General features: G+C 65.7%; 12 protein-coding genes. 7 read left to right on the top strand and 5 right to left on the bottom strand.

What is annotated here, in order from left to right:
* Position 1: 1 nt before the first annotated feature.
* Positions 2–3,109, bottom strand: a complete 3,108-nt coding sequence (locus LJ737_RS09850; protein WP_227765169.1) for a SusC/RagA family TonB-linked outer membrane protein — start codon at positions 3,107–3,109, stop codon at positions 2–4.
* A 352-nt stretch (positions 3,110–3,461) separates the two neighbouring features.
* On the opposite strand from LJ737_RS09850, the gene nagB reads away from it, so the two are divergent.
* The 6 genes from nagB to LJ737_RS09820 all read left to right on the top strand — a co-directional run bounded on the left by nagB (position 3,462) and on the right by LJ737_RS09820 (position 13,381).
* Positions 3,462–5,384 carry a glucosamine-6-phosphate deaminase gene (nagB, locus tag LJ737_RS09845; protein WP_227765167.1) on the top strand — a complete coding sequence of 641 codons (1,923 nt, stop codon included), beginning with the start codon at positions 3,462–3,464 and terminating at the stop codon, positions 5,382–5,384.
* 344 nt (positions 5,385–5,728) lie between these two features.
* On the top strand, positions 5,729–8,971 hold the full coding sequence (locus tag LJ737_RS09840; protein WP_410779948.1) for a SusC/RagA family TonB-linked outer membrane protein: 3,243 nt from the start codon (positions 5,729–5,731) through the stop codon (positions 8,969–8,971).
* Between the two features lie 25 nt (positions 8,972–8,996).
* Complete coding sequence (locus LJ737_RS09835; RefSeq protein ID WP_227765165.1) at positions 8,997–10,313, top strand: RagB/SusD family nutrient uptake outer membrane protein; 1,317 nt, start codon at positions 8,997–8,999, stop codon at positions 10,311–10,313.
* A 119-nt stretch (positions 10,314–10,432) separates the two neighbouring features.
* The gene (locus LJ737_RS09830) at positions 10,433–10,834 is read left to right on the top strand and encodes a hypothetical protein (RefSeq protein ID WP_227765163.1); all 402 of its coding nucleotides are present in this window, start codon (positions 10,433–10,435) and stop codon (positions 10,832–10,834) included.
* Entirely contained in the window at positions 10,834–12,021 is a 1,188-nt protein-coding gene (locus LJ737_RS09825) for an acyltransferase family protein (RefSeq protein WP_227765161.1), read from the top strand. The genes LJ737_RS09830 and LJ737_RS09825 overlap by 1 nt, the downstream gene beginning before the upstream one ends.
* Positions 12,022–12,202: 181 nt before the next feature.
* Positions 12,203–13,381 (top strand): acyltransferase family protein, encoded by a 1,179-nt coding sequence (locus LJ737_RS09820; protein ID WP_227765159.1) that lies wholly within the window; start codon positions 12,203–12,205, stop codon positions 13,379–13,381.
* 303 nt (positions 13,382–13,684) lie between these two features.
* On the opposite strand, the gene LJ737_RS09815 is transcribed toward LJ737_RS09820, so the two are convergent.
* The 3 genes from LJ737_RS09815 to LJ737_RS09805 all read right to left on the bottom strand — a co-directional run bounded on the left by LJ737_RS09815 (position 13,685) and on the right by LJ737_RS09805 (position 17,850).
* Positions 13,685–15,322, bottom strand: a complete 1,638-nt coding sequence (locus tag LJ737_RS09815) for a 3-(methylthio)propionyl-CoA ligase (RefSeq protein ID WP_262907879.1) — start codon at positions 15,320–15,322, stop codon at positions 13,685–13,687.
* A gap of 272 nt (positions 15,323–15,594) precedes the next feature.
* On the bottom strand, positions 15,595–16,989 hold the full coding sequence (locus LJ737_RS09810; protein WP_227765157.1) for a T9SS type A sorting domain-containing protein: 1,395 nt from the start codon (positions 16,987–16,989) through the stop codon (positions 15,595–15,597).
* A 189-nt stretch (positions 16,990–17,178) separates the two neighbouring features.
* Positions 17,179–17,850, bottom strand: coding sequence for a hypothetical protein (locus tag LJ737_RS09805; protein WP_227765156.1), 672 nt, complete (start codon positions 17,848–17,850; stop codon positions 17,179–17,181).
* A 258-nt stretch (positions 17,851–18,108) separates the two neighbouring features.
* Between LJ737_RS09805 and LJ737_RS09800 the strand changes: the two genes are divergently transcribed.
* A complete protein-coding gene (locus LJ737_RS09800; RefSeq protein ID WP_227765154.1) occupies positions 18,109–18,603 on the top strand; it encodes a DUF2059 domain-containing protein in 495 nt (164 codons plus the stop codon).
* A gap of 269 nt (positions 18,604–18,872) precedes the next feature.
* Here LJ737_RS09800 and LJ737_RS09795 read toward each other — a convergent pair whose 3' ends face one another.
* Positions 18,873–22,079 carry a serine hydrolase domain-containing protein gene (locus LJ737_RS09795; protein ID WP_227765151.1) on the bottom strand — a complete coding sequence of 1,069 codons (3,207 nt, stop codon included), beginning with the start codon at positions 22,077–22,079 and terminating at the stop codon, positions 18,873–18,875.
* Between the last annotated feature and the right edge of the window lie 566 nt (positions 22,080–22,645).

The following is a 22,645-nucleotide window of genomic DNA, read 5'->3' as shown; positions in this document are numbered from 1 at the left end:
TTTAGAAATTGACCCGCAGGGCCATGTCCACGCCGCGCGTGCCGGGCACGCTGCCGAAGTCGAAGCCGTTGGAGCCGCCGCCGCGCACGCCGGCACCGGCCGCCGCCACTTCGGGGTCCACGCCGGAGTACTTGGTGAGCAGCAGCAGGTTGCGGCCCGTCACCGACAGCTCCACGCCCTTAATCACCGAGCCGGTTTTGCCCAGCAGGGAGGTCGGAATGGCGTAGGTGAGCGTGGCGTAGCGCAGGCGCGTCCAGGAGGCGTCCTCCACGAAGGCCTGAGCCGTGCCGCCCAGAATGGTGGTGTAGTAGCCCTGCGTCAGTTCCACCTGCTTGGTGTTCGGGCTGTAATTGCCGTCGGCCCCGAGCACCTCGCCGTCGAAGACCACCTGCTTGTAGCGGTCCACGGTCCGCTCGCTCAGGCCCTGGCGGGTGGCAAACCAGTCGTTGCCGTTGACCACCAGCCCGCCTTTGCGGAAGTCGAAGAGGAAGGCCAGCGACAGGCCCTTGTAGGCGAAGGTGTTGGTAATCTGCGTGGTGAAGCGCGGGGCCCGGTCGCCGATGTAGCTGTACACGTTGGTATTCACCACCGGGTAGCCACTGGCATCGATGAGCAGCGCGCCGCTGGGCGTGCGCTTGAAGTCGATGCCGCTGATGCCGGAGAGCGGCCGGCCGGGGAAGGCGCCGCCGCGGGCCACGTCGATGACGAAGGCGTCGGACTGATACACCTCGGTCAGCGGGTAGGGCAGCGAAATTGCCTTGTTGCGGTTCAGGGTGAAGTTGGCCAGCACGTCCCAGCTAAAGCCGTTGCTGGTTTTCACCGGCGAGCCGGTCAGCGCCACTTCAATGCCCTTGTTTTCCACCGTGCCGCCGTTGATGTACTGCAGGATGAAGCCGGCAGCCTGGCTCACGCGCGGGCCGATGATCTGGTCGTTGGTGCGCTGGCGGTACACGTTCAGGTCCAGGCCCAGGCGGTTCTGCAGAAACTGCAGGTCCAGGCCGATTTCCACGCCGCGCTGGTGCTCCGGCTTCAGCCGGGGGTTCGAGCCGAAGAAGCCGTTGCGGAAGCCGCCGCCGATGTAGGTGCTCTGGGCCAGCGGCGAGAGGATGCGGTAAGGCTCGGTGTCCTTGCCCACGTCGGCGAAGGAGGCGCGCAGCTTGCCGTAGTTCAGCACCGGGTTCTGGTCCAGGCCCAGGGTGCGGGTGAATTCCCAGCCCGCGGCCACCGAGCCGTAGGGGAAGCCCTTGCCGTAGATTTTATCCCCGTTGGGCAACGTGGAGGTGCGGTCGTAGCGGCCCTGCACTTCCAAAGTCAGCTGCCGGAACAGGTCCAGGTTCAGACGGGCGAAGTTGCCGATGATGCGCCGCTCCGACGTGGTGATAATCGTGTTGCGGTTGACCGTGTTGTTGATGGACACGAAGTCCGGGTTCTGGAAGATCAGGCCCAGGTTGTCGGTCGTCTCCCGCTTGCCGGCCTCGATGGTGTTGCCGTAGAGGAAGGTCACCCCGAAGTCTTCGCCGAACTGGCGCTTGAAGGTGGCCAGGAAGTTGGAGTTGACCAGGCGGCTCAGAATCTGCGTTTCGCCTACGCCGCCGTTCTGGTTGTTGGGCTGCGAGGTGCCCACGGCCCGCACCGAGCGGTCCTTCTCGTTGTAGAAGTCGGTGCCCAGGTTATAGCTCAACGACAGCCACTGCGCCGGCGCGTAGGTCAGCTGCGCGTTGCCGATCATGCGATTGGTGCGCGCCGTCTGCGGGTTTTTGTAAACGGTGAAGTAGGGGTTGTCGGCGTCGGTGGCGGCGGTGGCCGCGCCCAGCAGGCGGCGGCGGGTGCCGTCTGGGTTCAGGTACACCCGCGCGTCGTCGTTGCGCGGCCAGCTCAGCAGGCTCACCAGGTAGCCGCCGGTGCCGCCGAACAGGCCCGGGCCCTGCAGCGGGGTGCGCCCGCCCGAGTTCAGGTACTGAGCCGAGCCCGAGGCGCTGATCTTGGGCGAAAACTGCACCGTGCCCGAGAGGCGCACCGTCGACTTGTCGTACTGGCTGGTGGGCGCCACGCCGGTCTGGTCCACGCGCGAGGCCGAGACCAGGAAGGTGGCCTTTTCCGAGCCGCCCGACATGGTCAGGTAGTGCTGCCAAGCGTGGCCTTTCTGGAAGAAGTCCTCCACGTTGTTGTACACCGTCTCGTCGGCCCCGAAGCGCGGCCCGAAGGAGAGGCGCGTGGTGGGGTCGAAGATGCCGCCGGTACCTTGCTTGTACTGGTTTTGCAGCTTGGGCAGGCGGCTCACTTCGTCCACCGAAAACTGGGTGCGGTAGCTGATGCTGGTGCGCCCGCTCTGCCCCTTCTTGGTGGTGATGATGATGGCCCCGTTGCCGGCGCGCAGGCCGTAAAGGGCCGCGGCGGCCGGGCCTTTCAGCACGGTGATGGAGGCAATGTCCTCCGGGTTCAGGTCACCGGCGCGGTTCTGGCTGGCCGTGGAGCGGCCCAGCACGCCGTTGAAGCCCGAGCCCCCGCCCGGCGCCGTCGACTCCACGAAGGACGAGTTGTCCATGATGATGCCGTCGATGACGAACAAAGGCTGGTTGTTGCCGTCGAGCGAGGAGCCGCCGCGGATGACGATGCTGGCGCCTTCGCCGGGCGCGCCGCCGGCGGAGGTAATCTGCACGCCCGCCACCTTGCCCTGCAGGGCGTTGACCACGTTGGGCTGGCGCGACTCGATAATGTCTTTGCTGGTGACTTGCTGGGCGGCGTAGTTTACCTCGCGGCGCTCCTGCTTGATGCCGAAGGCCGTCACCACCACCTCATCGAGGCTTTTGGCGTCGGCCGTTAGGGCCACGTCGAAGGTGTTGTCGGCGCCCACGGCGCGCTCCACTGAGCCGTAGCCGATAAAGCTAAACACGAGGGTGGCGCCCTCGGGCACCTGCAGCGAGAAGCGGCCGTCGGGGCCGGTCTGCGTGCCGGTCGTGCCGCCCTTCACCACCACGTTCACCCCGGGCAGCGGGGCGCGGTCGGCGGCGGCCGTGACGGTGCCCGTCACGGTGCGCGTTTGCTGGGCCAGCGCCGGCTGCGCCAGCACGAGGCCGGGCAGGGCTAAGGACCATAGAAGTTTTGTCATTGAAATAGGGAAAAGAGTGGGAGAAAAGGGGCCAAGACAGTACACGCGCGGCTATATAGCCGCGCGTGGATACAAATTCAGGCTGAGGGAGGGCAATTGAAGAAATCCGGGCAAAAGACTGACATATAGGGGAAATCAGCGATGAATCAGGCTGCTGTTGCCGTCTTAAGTACCCGGTGTAGCGCCGAAACCCGGCGCCAAATGGCTTTAAAGCGGGATTAAAGTTAACCGGACCTTCATGATAAGTCAAGGTAACACCCGCGGCGAAACTTTGCTGGGTACAAGTTGACAGCCCCTGGCAAAAGCCGCTACCTTGGCGGCTCCCCTCCCACTTTCCAACCCCCAGCCCGCTATGCACCCCGTCGCCAGCGCCGAGCGCGTCCCCGTCCAGGTTTACCCCGATTCCGAACAAGCCTCCGTAGCCGTGGCCCGGCAGATTGCCGACCTGATCCGCGAGCGAGCCGCGGCCGGCCGCCCGGCCGTGCTCGGGCTGGCTACCGGCTCCACCCCCACCCGCGTCTACGAGGAACTGGTGCGCCTGCACCGCGAGGAAGGGCTGAGCTTCCGGAACGTCGTTTCCTTCAACCTCGACGAGTACTTTCCGATGGCGCCGGACTCCTTGCAGAGCTACGTGCGCTTCATGCACGAGTACTTGTTCGACCACATCGACATCCCGGCCGGCAGCGTGCACATTCCCGACGGCACCGTGCGGCCCGAGGACGTGAACGAGTACTGCCGCCGCTACGAAGAGCAGATCCGCGAGGCCGGCGGTATCGATTTGCAGCTGCTCGGCATCGGGCGCACCGGCCACATCGGCTTCAACGAGCCCGGCTCCGGCGCCCAGTCGCGCACCCGCCTGATTACCCTCGACCACATCACCCGCACCGACGCGGCCTCGGACTTTTACGGCGAGGAAAACGTGCCGCGCCGGGCCCTCACGATGGGCGTGGGCTCCATCCTCGACGCGCGCCAGATCATTATGATGGCCTGGGGCGAAGGCAAGGCCGCCGTGGTGAAGCGCACCGTGGAAGGCGAGCCGACCGACTCGGTGCCGGCCACTTACCTGCAGCAGCACCCGGCCGTGCAGGTGGTGCTCGACGACGCGGCCGCCGCCGAGCTGACGCGCCGCAAAACGCCCTGGCTGGCCGGCCTGAGCAGCAACTGGCAGGACGCGGCCACCGTGCGCAAGGCCGTGACCTGGCTGGCGCGCACCCTGCAAAAACCCATTCTCAAGCTCACCGACGCGGACTACAACGAAAACGGCCTCTCCGACCTGCTGGCTACGTCCGACACGCAGGCCTATGGCATCAACATCCGCGTGTTCAACGAACTGCAGCACACCATCACCGGCTGGCCCGGCGGCAAGCCCAACGCCGACGACACGAGCCGCCCGGAGCGCGCCGCGCCCTTCCCTAAGCGCGTGCTCATCTTCTCCCCTCACCCCGACGACGACGTCATTTCGATGGGCGGCACCCTGCTGCGCCTCGTCGACCAGGGCCACGAGGTGCACGTGGCCTACCAGACCTCCGGCAACATCGCCGTGTTCGACGACGAGGCCATCCGCTTCGCCGACTTCGTGGCCGACTACGACCAAGCCCTGCGCTTGCCCGGCGAGCAGCCCGCCGAGCAGATGTACCAGCGCGTGGCCGAGTCGTTGCGCAGCAAGGCGCCCGGGCAGGTCGATACGCCGGAGGTGCAGCAGATCAAGGGGCTCATCCGCCGCGGCGAGGCCAAGGCCGCTTGCCGCTACGCCGGCCTCGACCCCGACACCCGCGCCCACTTCCTGGACTTGCCCTTCTACGAAACCGGCCGGGTGCGCAAAAAGCCGCTGGGCGAGGAAGACATTCAGATTACCGTCGATCTGCTGAACCGCATCCGGCCCCAGCAGATTTACGCCGCCGGCGACCTGTCGGACCCGCACGGCACGCACCGGGTGTGTTTGGCGGCCATTATGCAGGCCGTGCAGCGCCTGAAGGCCCAGGGTACCGACTGGCTGCAAGACTGCTGGGTGTGGCTGTACCGCGGCGCCTGGCAGGAGTGGGACATCGACCAGATCGAAATGGCCGTGCCCCTTTCGCCGCAGGAGCTCACGCGCAAGCGCCGGGCCATCTTCAAGCACCAGTCGCAGAAAGACCGGCCGCTGTTTCCGGGGGCCGACCAGCGCGAGTTCTGGCAGCGGGCCGAGGAGCGCAACCGCACCACGGCCAAAATTTACGACCAGCTGGGCCTGCCCGAATACGAGGGCATCGAGGCCTTCGTGCGCTGGCAGTACTAACGTTGGTTGTTGGATAATGTGAAGTAGCCCGCTCGACAGCGCTAATCACGGCCGGCCCGGTTGCAGGTTCGTTCTTTCGGGAGCGGGCCGGCTGCCGGGCCGGCTTTTTAGTGGCGGCTGAATCGACCCGCCGCGCGGGCCCCGCGGCCGGCCCAACGGCAGATTATCAGGCCGCAACGCCCCGACAAGGCCGGGCAAGCAACTGGCCGCGCTGCGGAGCACCGAATTCGGCACGGGGCGGCGCTCCGGCAAAGGCTGCGGCGGCAGGATTTGATTTTTTATCTGCTAAAATCTTGTACATTATTCAGGCATTCCTTTCACACCCCATTTTCCCGATTCCCACTATGCGCAACACCTACTTTTTGGCGAGGCCGCTCCATTGGGGCTGGCTGCTGATGTGCCTTGTGCTGGCTTTGCAGGCGGCGGCCCAGCCGGGCGCCCAAACGCAGTACACGCTGCAGGGCCGCGTGACGGACGCGCGCGGGCAGGGCCTGCCGGGCACCACCGTGCTGCTGGGCGGCACCACCCAGGGCGGCAGCACCGACGCCGACGGCAATTACCGCTTCACGGCGCAGGTGGCGCCGGGCAGCTACACCCTGCAGTTTTCCATCATCGGCTACGCCAGCCTGAGCCGCCCGCTCACGCTGCCCGCCGGCGGCGGCACCGTCACTACCGACGCCGCGCTGACGGAAGCCCGCCAGAGCCTCGACGACGTGGTGGTTATCGGCTCGACGGTGAGCGTGAGCCGCCGGGAGCTGGGCAACGCCATCAGCACGGTGCAGGCCAAAGATCTGACGCAGAGCGGCTCGGGCCAGGTGCTCAACTCGCTGCAGGGCAAGGTGCCCGGCGCGCAGATCGTGCAGAACTCCGGCGACCCGGCGGGCTCCCTGTCGGTGCGCCTGCGCGGGGTGCACTCCCTGGCCGGCCCCTCCGATCCGCTGTACGTCATCGACGGCGTCATCGTGAGCAACAACAGCGTGAACGTGTCGCAGCTGGCGGTAACCAACGACGTGGGCGTGGCCAACACGGGCCAAAACCGCCTGGCCGACCTGAACCCCAACGACATTGCCAGCATCAATGTCATCAACGGGGCGGCGGCGGCTGCGCAGTACGGCTCGCGGGCGGCCAACGGGGTGGTGCTCATCACCACCAAGCGCGGGCAAAGCGGGCAGGTGCGCGTGTCGGCCTACACCAGTTTCAACATCAACGAGTTGCGCCACATGGTGCCGGTGAATACCTACGGCAAGCAGTTCGGGGCCGATACCTATACCACGCTTGACAACCAGGGCCGACCGGTCCTCAACACCTTCCGTCTCTACCCCATCAGCGCGGTGGGCTCTTTGGCCGGGCAGCCGGGCGTGACGACCACCGTCATCAACCGGGCCAACACCAACACGACCCTGGCCTCCAACCTGGTGGACGTGACGCGCTACAACTATTTCGACGACATCTTCCGCACCGGCTACGGCACCGACAACGGCGTTTCGCTGACGGGCGGCTCGGAGGGCACGCAGTACTACGTGTCGGGCGGTTACCTGAAAAACCAGGGCATCATCCGCGGCACCGACTTCACGCGCTACAACCTGCGCGCCCGCGTGGACCAGCGCCTGGCGAAGTGGGCCAAGGTGACGGCCGGGCTGGCTTACAGCAACAGCTTCGCCAACGAAAAGGCCAACGGCAACGTGTTTTACAGCCCGATCAACTCGGTCAACATCACCAACAACATTTACGACATCAACCAGCGCGACGTGAAGGGCGACCTGCTGGCCGTGGAGCCCAGCCGCGTCAACCCGCTCTCCACCATCGAAGACATGAAGTTTACCCAGCGCGTGAGCCGCACCATCGGCGACGTGCAAGTGAACCTGAACCCGTTCAAGGGCTTTTCGGTGGACTACGTGCTCGGCGCCGACGTGTACTCGCAGGTGGGCCAGAGCTACATCCGGCCCTACCCCTACCAGGCGGTGGCCGGCCTGCCGGCCCAGCGCTACCCCTTCGGCTACGCCGCCAACGGCCTGGCCAACGCCCTGCTGCTCAACTCCGACGTGAACCTGGGCTACGAGCGGATGCTGGGTGAGACGTTCAAGCTTTCCTTGCTGGCCGGCTACAGCTACCAGTACAGCCGCCAGGAAATTACCCGCACCCAGGGCCAGAACCTGGCGCCGTTCATCGCCACGGTCAGCGGGGCGTCGAGCACCACCGTGACGGCGGGCTACGACCTGGACCAGTTCGACCTGAGCGGGGCTTACGTGCAGGGCACGCTGGGCTACCGCAACCTGGCGTTTCTGACCGGGGCCGTGCGCCGCGACCGGTCGTCGAAGTTCTCGGAGGGCTCCACCAACCAGCTCTACCCCAAGGTCAGCGCTTCGCTGGTGCTGTCGGATCTGGCGTTCTGGCAAAACGCGAACTACGCCAAGGCCTTTAACGCGCTGAAGCTGCGCGCCAGCTACGGCGAGGCCGGCAACCTGAACGGCATCGGCAGCTACGAGCGGTTTTACCAGTACCAGCCGGTGGGCTTCCTGGGCCGCAACACCTACCTGCCCGGCTCGCAGTTTGCCAACCCCGACGTGCGCCCCGAGCGCGTGGCCGAAATCGAAGGCGGCGTGGACCTGGGCTTCCTGGGCGACCGGCTGGGCTTGGGCGCAACGGTGTACCGCCAAAAAACCAAGGACTTGGTGGTGCGCCGCAACCTGGCGCCGTCTTCCGGCGGGGCCTCCATCACCAACAACGTCGCGACCCTGGAAAACAAGGGCCTGGAGCTGCAGCTGACGGCCGTGCCGGTGCGCACCGGCACCTTCAGCTGGGACGTGACGCTGCTCTACAACCGCAACCGCAACAAGGTGCTGGACCTGCCCGGCACCAACGGCAACATCCAGGCTATTTCCATCGACAACGTGGCCGGGGCGCCGGTGTACTTGCTGGCCGGACAGCCGGTGGGCGTGTTCTACGGCTCGGGCTACGCCCGCAACCCCGACGGCTCGTTGCTGCTCACCCCGCAGGGCTTCCCGCAGGACGAGCGCACCCGCGACCAAGCCGTGGGCTCGGTGGATTTTGTGCCGGCGCGCGAAGGCAACGGCCAGCCCAGCTACGCCACCGGCACGGCCATTGCCAACGTGCTCATCGGCAACCCCAACCCGAAATGGACGGGCTCGTTTAGCACCAACCTGAGCTACAAAAAGCTGAGCCTGCACCTGCTGCTCGACGCGGTGCAGGGCGTGGACGTGTTCAACGCCGACAAGCGCACCCGGCAGGGCGTGGGCCTGGGCGACCTGGCCGAGAAGGAGCTGCGCGGCGAATTGCCCCGCGGCTACATTTTCGCCATTTACAACACCCAGGAGTTTCGCATCGACGACGGCTCCTTCGTGAAGCTGCGCGAGGCGGCCCTGAGCTACGAGCTGCCCAAGATCAGCCCGCTCATCAGCAGCCTGAGCGTATCGTTGGTGGGGCGCAACCTCGTGTCGTGGGACAACTACAACGGCTTTGACCCGGAAACCAGCGCCGGCGGCTCGTCGGACCTGCTGCGGGCCATCGACTTCGGCAACGTGCCCATCCCGCGCACCTACCAGCTGAAGCTGGCGGCCTCCTTCTAACTCCTGACTCGTTCCGATTTTTGCCATGAAACGATACGCATCATTGCTGCTTACCCTAGCGCTGCTGGGCGGCTGCAACAAGGACTACCTGAACCCGAGCACGGCCAGCCAAGAGCAGGTTATTTCGACTTCCGACGGGCTGATTACCGTGTGCAACGGCCTGCAATACCGCTTCACCACCGGCGGGGCGCTCAGCCCGCTCTACAACATCGTGGCCGCGGGCGGGCTCACCACCCGCGAGCTGACGGTCATCAACGTGGGCAACATCGAGGAGTACAACGTGAGCCTGGGCGCGGGCAACGTCACCAACGGCAACGTGGTGGTGCGCAACCTCTGGACGCAGACCCAGCTGGTGAAGGCCAACGCCGACCTGGTGCTGGCCAACGTGGGCAACGCGCCGGACGCGGGCACGCGCAGCGGCATCATTGCCTACGCCAGCATTTTCCGGGCGCTGGCCCTGGGCACGCAGGCCATGTTCTTCGAGCAGGGCCCGCTGGCCGTGGCCGAAAACGCGCCCTTCGTCCCGCGGGTGCAACTGCTGCAATCGGCCGTGACGCAGCTGGAAACGGCGGCGGCCACGCTGGCCACCACGCCGGTTTCGGCCGACTTCAACAGCAAGATTGTGCCCGGCATCAACTTGGCTAACACGTTGCAGGCCCTCATTGCGCGCTACAGCCTGCTGGCCGGCGACTACGACAAAGCCATTGCCGCCGCCGGCCGCGTGGACCTGGCCAGCCGCTCGGTGTTCAACTTCGACGACAACACCCGCAACCCGCTGGCGGAGGTGACCTTCACCAACCGCAACGTGTTTGAGCCCACCGACCGGAACCTGGGCCTGCCCGCCGCGCTGGCCCCCGAAGCCGGCGACCTGCGCATCCCGTTCTATACCCGCGCCGCGCCCACGTCTACCCAAAACCGCGGCACCGGCTTCTACACCGCCAACAGCGCGCCCATTCCGGTGTACGTGCCCGGCGAGATGCTGCTGATCCGAGCCGAGGCCTACGCCCGCAAAAACGACCTGCCCAACGCCGTGACCGAGCTGAACCGGGTGCGCACCAGCTTCGCCCCCGCCACCACGACCACCACCGGCCTGCCCACGGCGCCTCCCGGCGCGGGCCTGAGCCCCTACACCGGCCCGCTCACCCAGGACGCGGTGCTGCTCGATATTTACCGCAACCGGCAGGTGGAGCTGGCGTTCCAGGGCTTCCGCCTCGACGACAGCCGCCGCTTCGGCCGCCCCGGACCGGGCACCCCCAACGCCGAACGCAACCGCAATTTTCTCCCCTACCCCCGCGTGGAGCGCGAAAACAACCCCTCCACGCCCACCGACCCGGCCATCTGACCCGCCGCTTGCCGACTCCCCGCCTCCCGCCGAGGCGGGGAGTTTTGCGTTATTCGAAGCGGCTACGTTGCCGGCTCGGGCTTTTCCCGGGTAATAGGCCTTCGTTTTACCGGTACTGCATGCAGACGTACACTCACTTGGCGCTGATTCACGAAGGCCTTAACGCCCAGCCACGCGCCGCCGCCCGGCATCAGTACTGCTGGACGCAGGCTGCGGCGCTGATGGACGCTCTGCTGACTGATATCGAAGCCGTTACGCAGCAGCGGAGCTATATCACGGACTGTCGGTTAAGCCTCAATCCCCGCGGCAGCTTCGGCAGCGGCACCTGGTTTCTGGTCGTAAAATTCGACCCGCAGGACCCCTTCTCGGTGCGTTGCTACTGCCACTTCGGGCCCGAAAACCGGATTCAGCTTCAGGTACTTGACGAAGCGGAGAGCCGCGCGCTGCAACGAGCTGCTAAATTGCTTGCCGGCCCGGCTTACGACAACGGCTGGACCGAGCTCAACACCCTACTACGCTGATGCAATCCACCACCCAGGCCGCCGAAGCCACCACCCACACCCAGCCGCTGGCCGAGGCCTCGCAGCCGGGCCGCCTCGTCTCGCTCGACGTGTTCCGCGGCATCACCGTCATGGCCATGATCCTGGTGAACAACCCCGGCGACTGGGGCCACATCTACGAGCCGCTGGAACACGCACCGTGGAACGGCTGCACGCCCACCGACCTGATTTTCCCCTTCTTCCTCTTCATCGTGGGCGTGTCCTTGGTGTACGCGCTGGACGGGGTGAAGCAGCGCCACGAGCCGCTGGGGCCCACGCTGCTGCGGGTGGCGCGGCGGGCGGCGGTGCTGTTCGGGCTGGGCCTGTTGCTCTCGCTCTACCCCAAGTTTGACTTCGCCACGGTGCGCATCTTGGGCGTGCTGCAGCGCATCGGGCTGGTGTTCTTTGCCTGTTCGGCGCTGTTTCTGACCACCTCGCGCCGCACCCAACTCTGGACGCTGGCCGGCCTGCTCGTCGGCTACAACGTGCTGCTGCAGCTGGTGCCCGCCCCGGGCTACGCCAGCGCCGAGCTGCTGCCCGGCCACGACCTCGGCGCCTGGCTCGACCGCACCCTGCTCACCTCGGCCCACCTCTGGAAAAGCAGCAAAACCTGGGACCCTGAAGGCCTGCTGAGCACCGTGCCGGCCGTGGGTACCGGGTTGCTGGGCGTCGTCACGGCGCAGTGGCTGCGGCGGCGCGACGTGCAGCCGGCCGAGAAAGTGGTGTGGCTGTTCGTCGACGGCACCCTGCTCATCGTGCTCGGCTTGATCTGGAACAGCTGGTTTCCCGTCAACAAAAGCCTCTGGACCAGCTCCTACGTGCTCTACACCGGCGGCATGGCCGTGAGCGGCCTGGCCCTGCTCTACTGGCTCTGCGACGTGCAGGGCTGGCGCGGCTGGATCAAGCCCTTTCTCGTTTACGGCGTCAACGCCATCACCGTGTTCTTCCTCTCCGGCCTGATTCCGCGCACGCTCAGCCTCATCCGCATGCCCGACCCCACGGGCAAGGCGGCCGATACCGGCCTGAAGGAGTGGCTGTACCAGACCCTGTTCGTGCCCGTGTTTGCCGACCCGCGCAACGCCTCCCTCGCCGGCGCCGTGACGCTGATACTGATCTGGCTGGGCATTTTGTGGTGGATGTACAGCCGCCGCATCATCATCAAGGTCTGAGCCGCCCTAAGCCGAGGCGCCGGTTGGCGCGTTGTAACGCGAACTTTCAGTTCGCGTAAGGCCGGCACGGCTATGCTGACGCCGGCCGCGCCTCATGGCAACGCCATTTACCCGATCTAAAAAATAATTACGCCGGCCGGCGGTACGCCTTACCCCCGCTGCCGCGCCTATGTTGCCGCTTATGCAATCCGTTGACGAGGCCGCCCGCGCCACCACCCACACCACGCCCGTGGCCGAAGCCTCCGGCCCTGGCCGCCTGGTTTCCCTCGACGCCTTCCGCGGCCTCACGGTCATCGTGATGCTGCTGGTGAACTTCCCGGGTGCCTTCCCCTACTATACTCCGCTGAGCCACATCGAGTGGCACGGCTGCCGCCCCGCCGACCTGGTTTTTCCCTTCTTTCTCTTCATCGTGGGCGTCTCGCTGGTCTTTGCCCTCGACCGCGCCCGCCACGACCCGGCCCGGCAGCGGCGGGTGCTGTTCACCATTCTACGCCGCACGCTCATCCTTATTGCCCTGGGCATGCTCATCGACCTGACGCCGAAATTCTACTTCACGTCGTTTCGCATCATGGGCGTGCTGCAGCGCATTGGCTTGGTGTTTATGGCCTGCTCGCTGCTCTTTCTGAAAACGCGCTGGCGCACTCAGCTCGGCCTTTTCGCCTTTATCCTAGTGGCCTACAACCTGGTGCTGCAGCTGGTGCCGGTGCCCGGCGTGGGGCCCGCCAACCTGGAGCGCCTTACCAACATCGGCACCTGGCTCGACCGCCTCGTGCTTACCCAGCGCCACCTCTACGACGAGTTTTACTCCTTCGAGCCCGAGGGCATTCTGAGCACGTTCCCGTCCATCTGCACCGGCCTGCTGGGCGTATTCGCCGGCCGCTGGCTGCGCCGCACCGACCTCGACGCGGCCACGCGCGTGGCCTGGTTGTTCGCCGCCAGCCTGCTCTGCCTCGTGCTGGGCATTATTTGGAACAGCTGGTTTCCCATCAACAAGCAGCTCTGGACCAGCTCCTTCGTGCTCTACTCCGGCGGCATTGCCGGCGCCCTGCTGGCCGCCATGTACTGGCTGCTCGACGTGCAGCAGTGGCGCCGCGGCCTCGCCCCGCTGCTGGTGTTCGGCACCAACGCCATTACCATCTACTTCCTCTCCGAGCTGGTCGACAAGCTGCTCAGCTCCTACGATGTCACCATGCCCAACGGCACCACCGACACCGTGCGCAATTGGCTGTTTCAAACCCAAGTGTTGCCCCACTTTGCCAATCCCCAGCACGCGGCCCTATTTTACGCCCTCGATTACACCACCGTCTGGGGCCTGTTGGCCTGGGAGCTGTACCGCCGCCGCATCTTCATCAAAATCTGAGTACGGCTTTAGCCCTCGTTTCAAGCCGCCGGCTCGCCTCGTTGTCATTGCGAGGACGAAGGACGACGTAATCCTTCCTCTCGCAGCACAAACGGCACAACTAGCACAACCCGAAACAGCACCGCCCGAAACCGGAGTTACCGGTTTCGGGCGGTGCTGTTTCGGTTCTGACAGACTTTTGGTTTCTACCAGCTGCAGCGTCGTGCTCCTGGAGGAAAGATTGCTTCGCTTCGCTCGCAATGACTGCCAGTGCTGCCGTAGTCCCCACACTGACTATGGCGAAGCTGTGCGCCGACTTCTCTGTCAGCCTTTTGTCTCGAACTCGTAGCCGGCGAAATCTTTGCGCAGCTGGGTTTTGAGCAGTTTGCCGGTAGCCGTGTGGGGCAACTGCTCCACAAACTCGACGGCGCTAGGCACCCACCACGGCGCCACTTTGCCCTCGTAGAAGCTGAGCAGCTCTTCGCGCGATACGTCCTGCCCGGGCTTGCGCACGACCACCAGCAGGGGCCGCTCGCTCCATTTCGGGTGGGGCAGGCCGATGACGGCGGCTTCGGCCACGGCGGGGTGGGCCACGGCCAGGTTTTCCAGGGCAATGCTCGAAATCCACTCCCCGCCCGACTTGATGACGTCCTTCGAGCGGTCGGTGAGCTGCATGAAGCCGTCCGCGTCGATGGTGGCCACGTCGCCGGTGCGGAACCAGCCGTCGGCGGTCAGCTGGCCGGGTTGGGCGGCGTGGTAATAGTCGCCCACGATGAAGGGGCCCCGCACCAGCAAGTCGCCAAAGGCCTCGCCGTCGTGGGGCAGTTCCCGGCCCGCGTCGTCCACGATTTTCATGTCGACGCCGAAGATGACGCGGCCCTGCTTGTTTTTGAGGGCCTGCTGTTGCTCGGCGGGCTGCGTGAGGTTCTTGGTCTTGAGCGTGCTGACGGTGCCCAGCGGGGAGGTTTCCGTCATGCCCCAGGCGTGGCGAATTTCCACGCTTAGCTCTTCGTCGAAGGCCCGCAGCAGGGCCGGCGGGCAGGCCGCACCGCCCACTATCATGCGGCGCAGCGTGCGGAACTGCCGTTTTCCTTCGCGCATGAACTGCAGCAGCCCAAACCAGATAGTGGGCACCCCGGCCGAAAACGTGACGCCTTCGCTTTCGAACAGCTCGAAGAGGCTGGCCGCGTCGAGGCCGGGGCCGGGCAGCACCAGCTTGCAGCCGTTGAGCGGCACCATGTACGGAATGCCCCAGGCGTTGACGTGGAACATGGGCACCACGGGCAGCACCACGTCGCGGGCGGAGCAGTTGAAGCAGTCGGGCAGGGAGGCGGCGTAGCTGTGCAGCAAGGTGGAGCGGTGCGAGTAGAGCACGCCCTTGGGCTGGTCGGTGGTGCCGGAGGTGTAGCAGAGCGAGGATGCCGTATGTTCGTCGAACACCGGCCACTCGTACGCGGCTGCTTCGCGGTCCAGCAGCTCGTCGTAGCAGAGCAAGTCGCCGGGCAGCTGGTACGTGGCGGGCATGTGGGCGCGGTCGGTCATCAGCACCCAGTGTTCCACCGAGGGGCAATGCGGGGCCAGTTTTTCCACCAGGGGCAGAAAGGTCGCGTCGAAAAACAGCAGGCGGTCCTGGGCGTCGTTGATGATGTAGACGAGCTGCTCGGCGAACAGGCGCGGGTTGATGGTGTGGCACACCGCCCCCAGACCCGACACGCCGTAGTACAGCTCGAAGTGGCGGTGGTTATTCCAGGCCAGCGTGCCCACCCGGTCGCCGGGCTGAATGCCCAGCGCGAGCAGGGCGTTGGCCAGTTGCTGGGCCCGCTGGTGGGCGGCGCGGTAGGTGTAGCGGTGCAGCCCGCCCTCGGTATTGCGCGACACGATTTCGGTATCGGCGTGCCACTTGGCGGCGTGTTCGAGCAGGGCCGCAATGCGCAGCGGCGTCTGCATCATCAGTCCTAGCATAGGAAACAGCAGGAAAAGGTGGGAATCCGGAGCAGTAGCGGGTAAGCTACGGATTTTGCCCACGTCGCACCAAGCCGCCAAGCGGCGCGGCTGGGGCTTCCGGCAGTTGGGCGGCCCCCTTGCCGCTGAACCAAGCCGGCTGCTCCTTCCTTTGGGCAGAACATAAAAACCAGGAACTACTCCAGCTGCACGTGGAGGAAGTTCCCGGCCGGCTCTGCGGTTTGATTTTGCGGCGCCGCTACCAGCGCTATTGCCGTCAGGAGCCCTTGCGGTTATTCCACCGTCAGGCGCTGAACGGCGGCCCGGGCACCGGCCTGCACCCGCACCGTGTACACGCCGGGCCGCAGCCCCGTCAGGTCAAGCGTGGGCTGGCAGCCCGGTGCGGCGGGCAGGGCGCGCGTGCGCACCACGCGGCCCAGGGCATCGGCCACGGTGAGCGTTGCCGCTTGCGCGCCCATCCCCGCGGGCAGGTGCAGCGTGGCGGCGTGCCGGGCCGGGTTGGGAAACAGCGCCAAGTCCTGACTGACCGCGCCCGGACGGGCGGCCAGCACGCTGGTATTCAGCAACACGCCCACTTCGTTGCTGAGCATGTTGCCCGAAACGATGTCGAGCTTGCCATCCGCATTCACGTCCCCGACGGCCAGGCTTTTGTAGCTGGCCGATCCGGTTGCCCGCGGCCAGTTGGTGTAGGAGTTGCCGTTGACGAACCCGCCGCCCGGCTGCCCCAGCAGGGTGCCGATGTCACGCGTCCCGGAATCGTTCGTCAACATATCCGGGCGGCCGTCGCCGTTCACGTCGGCCACAGCCGTTACGTTGGGCAGGCCGTTTGCCGGGTAGTAGCCGTAGGCCAGGAATTGGCCCGCCTGCAGCAGGTACAGCTGCACGCTGCCCAGGCCCGGCGCCACGATGTCGAGGCTGCCGTCCTGGTTCACGTCCGCCAGCGCGAAGTCCGCCACGTCGTTCGTCCCAATCATGTACGTGCGGGGCGTGCCGAAGCCGCCGCCGGCCTGGCCCGGCAGCACGCCTATCACCTGCGAGCCGCCCACGACGATGTCCAGCCGGCCGTCCGCGTTCAAGTCCGCCAGCCGCGCCCCGATGGGCCGCGTCAACCCCGCAATGGTGTAGGTGCTGATGGTGCCGAAGCCGCCCCCGGCCTGCGCGGGCAGCACCACGATGTTGCCCGTGATGTAATCGGTGGCCACGATGTCCGCGCGGCCGTCGCCGGTTACGTCGCCCAGCACCACGGTGGCAATGCGGCTGCTGTTGCCCACGAAGTAGCGCGTCGGGGTGCCGAAGCCGCCGGCCTGGCCCGGCAGCACCGCCAGCCAGCCTTCCGTGAAGTCCCCCGCAACCAAATCCGCGCGGCCGTCGCCAGTCACGTCGCCCACGGCCACCGTGCCGCAGCTGCTGAGCTGCGTGGTGTAAGTGGTGGCCGGCGCAAACCCCGAGCTTCCGCTCAGCAGCACATCGACGGTGCCGAGGGAGTTACAGGTAACGATGTCGAGTCGGCCGTCGCCGTTGGTGTCGCCCAGGGTCACGTAGTTGTGCACCGACGCGTACGTGCCCGCCGGCACGAATTGCGCTTGGGCCGCGGCACCCAGCAGCATCAGCCCGGCGGCAAAGCCAAGACCCTTGCGCGCAGGCTCCCAGTAAGTAGAAAGGCTCATAAATCGATGTGAAAAAGGATGATAACAATCCGGCGCCCCGAATAAAATGCGTCGCCGTACCCGATGCCCGCCAAAGTTAACGCAGTGAGTCAACGTTGGAAAGCTACGCCCCTAAACGCAAAGCGGGCGGCCCCAAAGGGAACCGCCTGCTTCACCATTTTCACTCACCAATTTGTGGAACCGCAGGGGTCACTGTCGGTCCCACACGGTGCCGTTGGCTTCCACAAAGCGCACGACACCGTTTTCCTTCGTGTAGTACACCTGCCGCACGGCGCCGGCCGGCACGCGGGCGGCCGAGGTCAGCAGGCTGGTGTACTCCCACACATTCTGGTATTGCCGGGTGCCCAGCGTGGCCGCGGGCAGCAGGCGCACATCGGCGGGCAGGGCCCCGGGCTGCGCGGCGGCGGGCAGGCGCAGCTGGCTGGGGCCCCAGGTCAGCTCCACGGTCAGCGGCTCGGCGCTCTTGGGCACGGCGGCCTTCATGCTGAACTGGGCCAGGTACTGCTGCTGGCCCGGCCGGGCTACGTAGCCGGAATCGACGCGCTCCAGGCGGGCGCTCAGGCCCTGCCGGTAGTACTGCACGCGCTGCGAGCCGGCGGCCATGCCGGGCAGTTGCTGGTCGGCCAGGCCTTTGACCTGGTAGCGCCGTTCGTAGCCGGCGGCGTTGCGGAAGCGCCACTCGTCGCCAAGGCGGTAGGGCGTGGCCCAGGCTTGCTCGGCTTGGCTGATTTGGTATTCGGGCGTTTCCTGCCCCTCGGGCTCGGGGAAGAGCCCGGTGCCGCAGCCGGGTAACAGCAGCACGGCGGCCAGGGCAGTGGGCAGCACGGGGCGGCGCAGCCAGGTGGGTAGCATTGAGTTCATAGCGGGCAATGGCGTAGTCGGGGGCGAAGCAGACCGGGCAGTAGCGCCGGCCAACGATGCAAAGATGGGCCGAAGTACAGCGCTTGTAAATAGCATAAGCATGTGGTAGTGAGTCGGCACGGGGCGGATAAGCACAACGGCAGCGGCTTGGTAGTGAGTACCCCGCCGCTGCCGCCTTCACTGCTACAGATAGCCGCTGGGGCCAAATGGTTGCGTGCGGGCACGACCGCAGCGCCAAAAAACCCGTACGCACTTGCTATGAAATACTTACTCGCTCTTGCCGCTGGCCTGCTGCTGGCCGCGCCGGCCGCTACGGCCCAAACCACGGCCGCCGCTGCCCCCAGCGCTGCCCCCGTACCCGCCGCCCAGCGCAAAGCCGCCGAGGAGCTGCTGGTAGCCATGCAGATGGAGCAAACCACCACCAGCGCTCTCGATCAGATGGTAACGGCCCAGCTCACGCAACGGCCCGAGCTGAAGGCGGTGGAGCCCGAAATGCGCAGCTTTCTAAACAAATACATGAGCTGGGCCTCGCTCAAGGACGACATGGCCGACCTCTACGCCCGCGAGTTCAGCGAAAAGGAGCTCAAGGAGCTGAAGAAGTTTTACGCTTCCTCCACCGGCCAGAAATTCACCGGCAAACAAAGCCAGCTGATGGTGGCCGGCATGGAGCTGGGCCAGCGCCGGCTGCAGGAGCACCTGCCCGAGCTGCAGAAAAGCATTGAGAGCAAGATGACGAGCACCATGAAGGAGTAGAGCGGTAAGTAGCTGATCGGCCACTGATTAGCTCGTCCGTCATCCTTATCTGGCGTACGCCCAAGCGAAGGGCCTTCCTCGCACCCCGCCCCGCCGCTGCCTACTCAGTGCCGACGCTTTTCCGGTAACACAGAAGCGCAGCCACCAAGCCCTCACAATGGGGCGTTGGCGGCTGCGCTTCTCGGTTGGTGCTGGGATTGAGGAATGTCCTTCGCTTGGGCGTACGCCAGATAAGGATGACGTTCTTATTTGTCCGCTCCTTTTCGTCCTTATTCCTCCTTAGGCACCGTCGATTCTACCTGGGGCCGCTCGGACTTCACCGCGTCGATGGCCAGCTGCAGCAGTTTGCTGCGCACGCTCAGCTCGGTGATTTTGTTGTTGCGGCGCGTGGGATTCACGCGGTTGGTGAGCAGGATGACCATCACGTCGTACTGCGGGTCCACCCAGAAGTAGGTGCCGGTGAAACCGGTGTGGCCGTAGCTGCGCGGCGAGGCGTCCTTGGCCGTGTTGACTTTGGGGTCGTTGGCGGGGCGGTCGAAGCCCAGGGCGCGGCGGTTGTCGGGGCAAAACTGGCACTTGGTGTACTCGCGCACCGTCTCGGCCTTGAGCAACTGCTGGCCGCCGTACTGGCCTTCCCAGGCGTAGAGCTGCACCAGCTTGGCCAGGTCGTTGGCCGAGCCGAACAGGCCGGCGTGGCCCGAGAGGCCGCCCTGCAGGGCTGCACCCTCGTCGTGCACGGTGCCGTGCAGCAGCTGCTTACGAAACAAGGAGTCGTATTCCGTGGGCACGATGCGGGCCTGGGGGAAGCGCCACTGCGGGTGCAGGCCCAGGGTGGTGGCGCCCAGCGGGCGGTACAGCTCCTCGCTCAAAAATTGCTCGAAGGATTTGCCGGTCTGCTGCTGCACCAGCTGCGGGTAGAGGTAGAAGGAGAGGTCGGAGTACACGTAGCCGGGCTTATCGTTGAGCGGCGACTCGGCAATGCTTTTGCGCAGGCGCTCCGGCAGGTCCTTGCGGCCCCACATGCCGTTGGCCACTTTCAGCGGGAAGCGGGCCGAGGAGTCGGCTTTGAAGAACTTCGGGCTCATGGGCAGCACCTCACCCGGGGCGGTCTTGATCGGGTCGTGCGGGTACTTGCCGAACAGGCGGGCGAAGAAGCCCTTGGGCCGGGTGTACTGCTGCCAGAACGGAATCCAGGCTTTCAGGCGGGCCTGGTGGGTGAGCACGTCGCGCAGCTTGAGGTCCTGCTTGTTCGAGCCTTTCAGGAAGTCGAAGTAGCTGCCCATGGTCTGGTCGGGGCTGAACTTGCCCATGTCCTGCAGCTTCATCAGGGCGGGCGTGGAGGCGGCCACTTTCGTCACCGAGGCCAGGTCGTAGAGGTCGGTGCTGCGCACGGGGCGGGCGCCGGCGTCGTAAGTGTGCTTGCCGAAGCTCTTGCGCAAGACCACCGTGCCGCGGCGGGCAATGAGTACCTCCCCGCCGGGGAAGGCCCGGGCGGCCATTGCGCCGTTGAGCAAAGAATCCACGTGGGCTTCGAGCAGGTTGCTCATGCCCACGGCTTCGGGCTGGGCGTAGCGCAGGCGCATCCCACCTTGCGTGGTGAGGCCGGCGCCGTAGTTGTACGGGCTGCCCGGCACCGATACCGACAGCTTGCCCGTAGCCCCTACCCCGCCGAAGATGACCTGCGCGGCCAGCTCCTGGGCGTTTTTGCTTTCCTGGTAGGCCAGCACCACCGCGTCGGCCGCGTTCAGGTCGCGCAGCTTGGCCACGGCGTAGGCGTTGCCGAACACCGACACGACCATCTTTTTCTTGAGCCCGGCCAACTCACGCAGCAGCACGTTTTCCTCGGGTGAGATGCCGAAGGAGGTGGCCGGGTTGCGGCCCAGGTTCTGCAGGCCCACCAGCAGCAGGTTGTAACCTTTCAACTGCTCGCGCAGCCGGGCCAGCTCGTCGAGCGTGGGCGTGGGCGAAATGTTGAAGTGCCCGGCGGGCGCGTAGTCGGCCACCATGCGCTGGAAGTCGGTGGTGTCCTTGTAGCCCATGAGCACCGTGGCAATGCGCAGGGTGTCGAGGCGCTGCAGGGGCAGCAGCTTCTTCTGGTTGCGCAGCACGGTCATGCTCAGCTCCTGCAGGCGCTGGGCAATGTGCTGGGCGTGGGGGTTGTTGAGGTCGGCGGTGAGGTTCTTCAGCTCGATGGGGCGGTAGTGGTTCAGGCCCGACCACTGCTTCAGCGCCAGCACCCGGCGGCAGCGCATATCGATGTCGGCCTGCTTGATGCGGCCCGAGTCGATGGCGGCGCGCACGGCGCGCAGGGCCTTGGGCACGTCCTTGGAGAATTCCAGGATGTCGTTGCCGGCCAGGATGGCGCGCACGTCGGCCTCCCCGGGCGGGTACTTGCTCGTCACGCCTTTCATGTTCATGGCGTCGGTGAAGAGGATGCCCTGGTAGCCCATCTGCTTCTGCACCATGTCCGTCACGATGCGCTTGGAGAGCGTGGAGGGCGTGCCGGTGCTGTCGAGCACGGGAATGTTCAGGTGGGCAATCATCACCCCGCCCAGGCCCCGGCTCATCAGGGCGCGGAAGGGCACCAGCTCCAGGGAATCGAGGCGGCGGCGGTCGGCGCGGATGATGGGCAGGGCCAGGTGAGAGTCGGCGTCGGTGTCGCCGTGGCCGGGGAAGTGCTTGGCCACGGCCAGCACCTGCGCGTCCTGCATGCCGCGCATGTACTCCAGGCTTTTCTGCGTCACGCCGCGCTTGTTCTCGCCCCAGCTGCGGAAGCCAATGACGGGGTTGGCGGCGTTGTTGTTCACGTCGACCACCGGGGCGAAGTTGACGTGCATGCCGATGCGGCGGATCTGCCGGCCCAGCTCCTGCCCCATCTCGTAGAGCAGCTGGTTGTCACGCACGCCGCCCATGGTCATCTGGTAGGGAAAGCGGATGGTGCTGTCGAGGCGCATGCCCAGGCCCCACTCCGCGTCCATGGCCACCAGCAGGGGCACTTTGCTTTGGGCCTGGTAGCGGTTGAGCAGCTTGGCCTGCCGCACCGGCCCGCCCTGGAAGAAGATGAGCCCGCCGATGCCGCTTTGCTGGATCAGGGTCGAAATCGAGTCCTCGTCGATGCGCTGGCGGTTGGAGTAGGCGGCCACCATAAACAGCTGGGCCACCCGCTGCTCGGGCGTGAGCGTGAGCATCACCGAATCAACCCAGCGCGAGTGCAGATACTGCAGAAACGCCGGCTGCTGGGCCGCCGGGGCGGCTTTGGCCGCTGCCTGAGTCTTGGCAGCTGCGGCTTTTTTGGCCGGGGCGGCTACCGGGCGCGGCTTGGCGGCCGTAGCGGCTTTGGGAGCGGGACGGCGCCGGGCCGCGGCGGAGGCGGCGGGCTTCTTCTTGGCCGCGGCTTTGCGGCGGTGCTGGGCCGGCAGCAGCAGCGGCATCAGGCACAGCAGCAACAGCAGGCAGGTCTTGACGGGGAAACGCAAGGCGGATGGGGAATTGGGTGCGGCGGCGAAGTTACGGAATGATGAAGGTGAGGGCTGCGGCAGCTCATACGCAACCGTTGTGACGGTCACTCTGCTTGCCCGGCCCTCACACCACGAGTAGGCCTGCCGAAGCAGCGGAGCAATTAGATTATTCTGCGACAAAACCATCCTGCGAATTAACCCAGTGCCAACGGCCACCAAGCACCCGGGCGAAATAGCAGTTTTCGGCGCCACCAAGTATACAATCGTTTGCGGAAACGATTGTGATACTTTCATTTAAACAACACTCGCAAGACCACTAGCGCGGGCTGGCAGCGCGTTTATATTCCCCTCAAGGCTGCCCTATGTGGCCCAGCGCGAAGCGTATCGGTCAGACAAAGCGCCCCGCATACTTATCCACATAATTTAATTTTTCCAATCCGTAGCTTTTCTCGCGGGCCGGCCGCCCGCTGCTTTTTCAGCCCTTCCTAGTTGTCCTGCCTATTGCCCCACTGCCCTACCCTACTCCCGCCTCTTGCGCCGCCCCTGCTTGGCGCCTACCGCCGCTCTTTTCTTACCCATTCCCA

The sequence above is a fragment of the Hymenobacter sp. 15J16-1T3B genome, assembly GCF_020711235.1.
Classification (GTDB): Bacteria; Bacteroidota; Bacteroidia; order Cytophagales; family Hymenobacteraceae; genus Solirubrum.
Note: the sequence above shows the minus strand (reverse complement) of the source record. Positions and strands in the feature narration are given on the sequence as shown.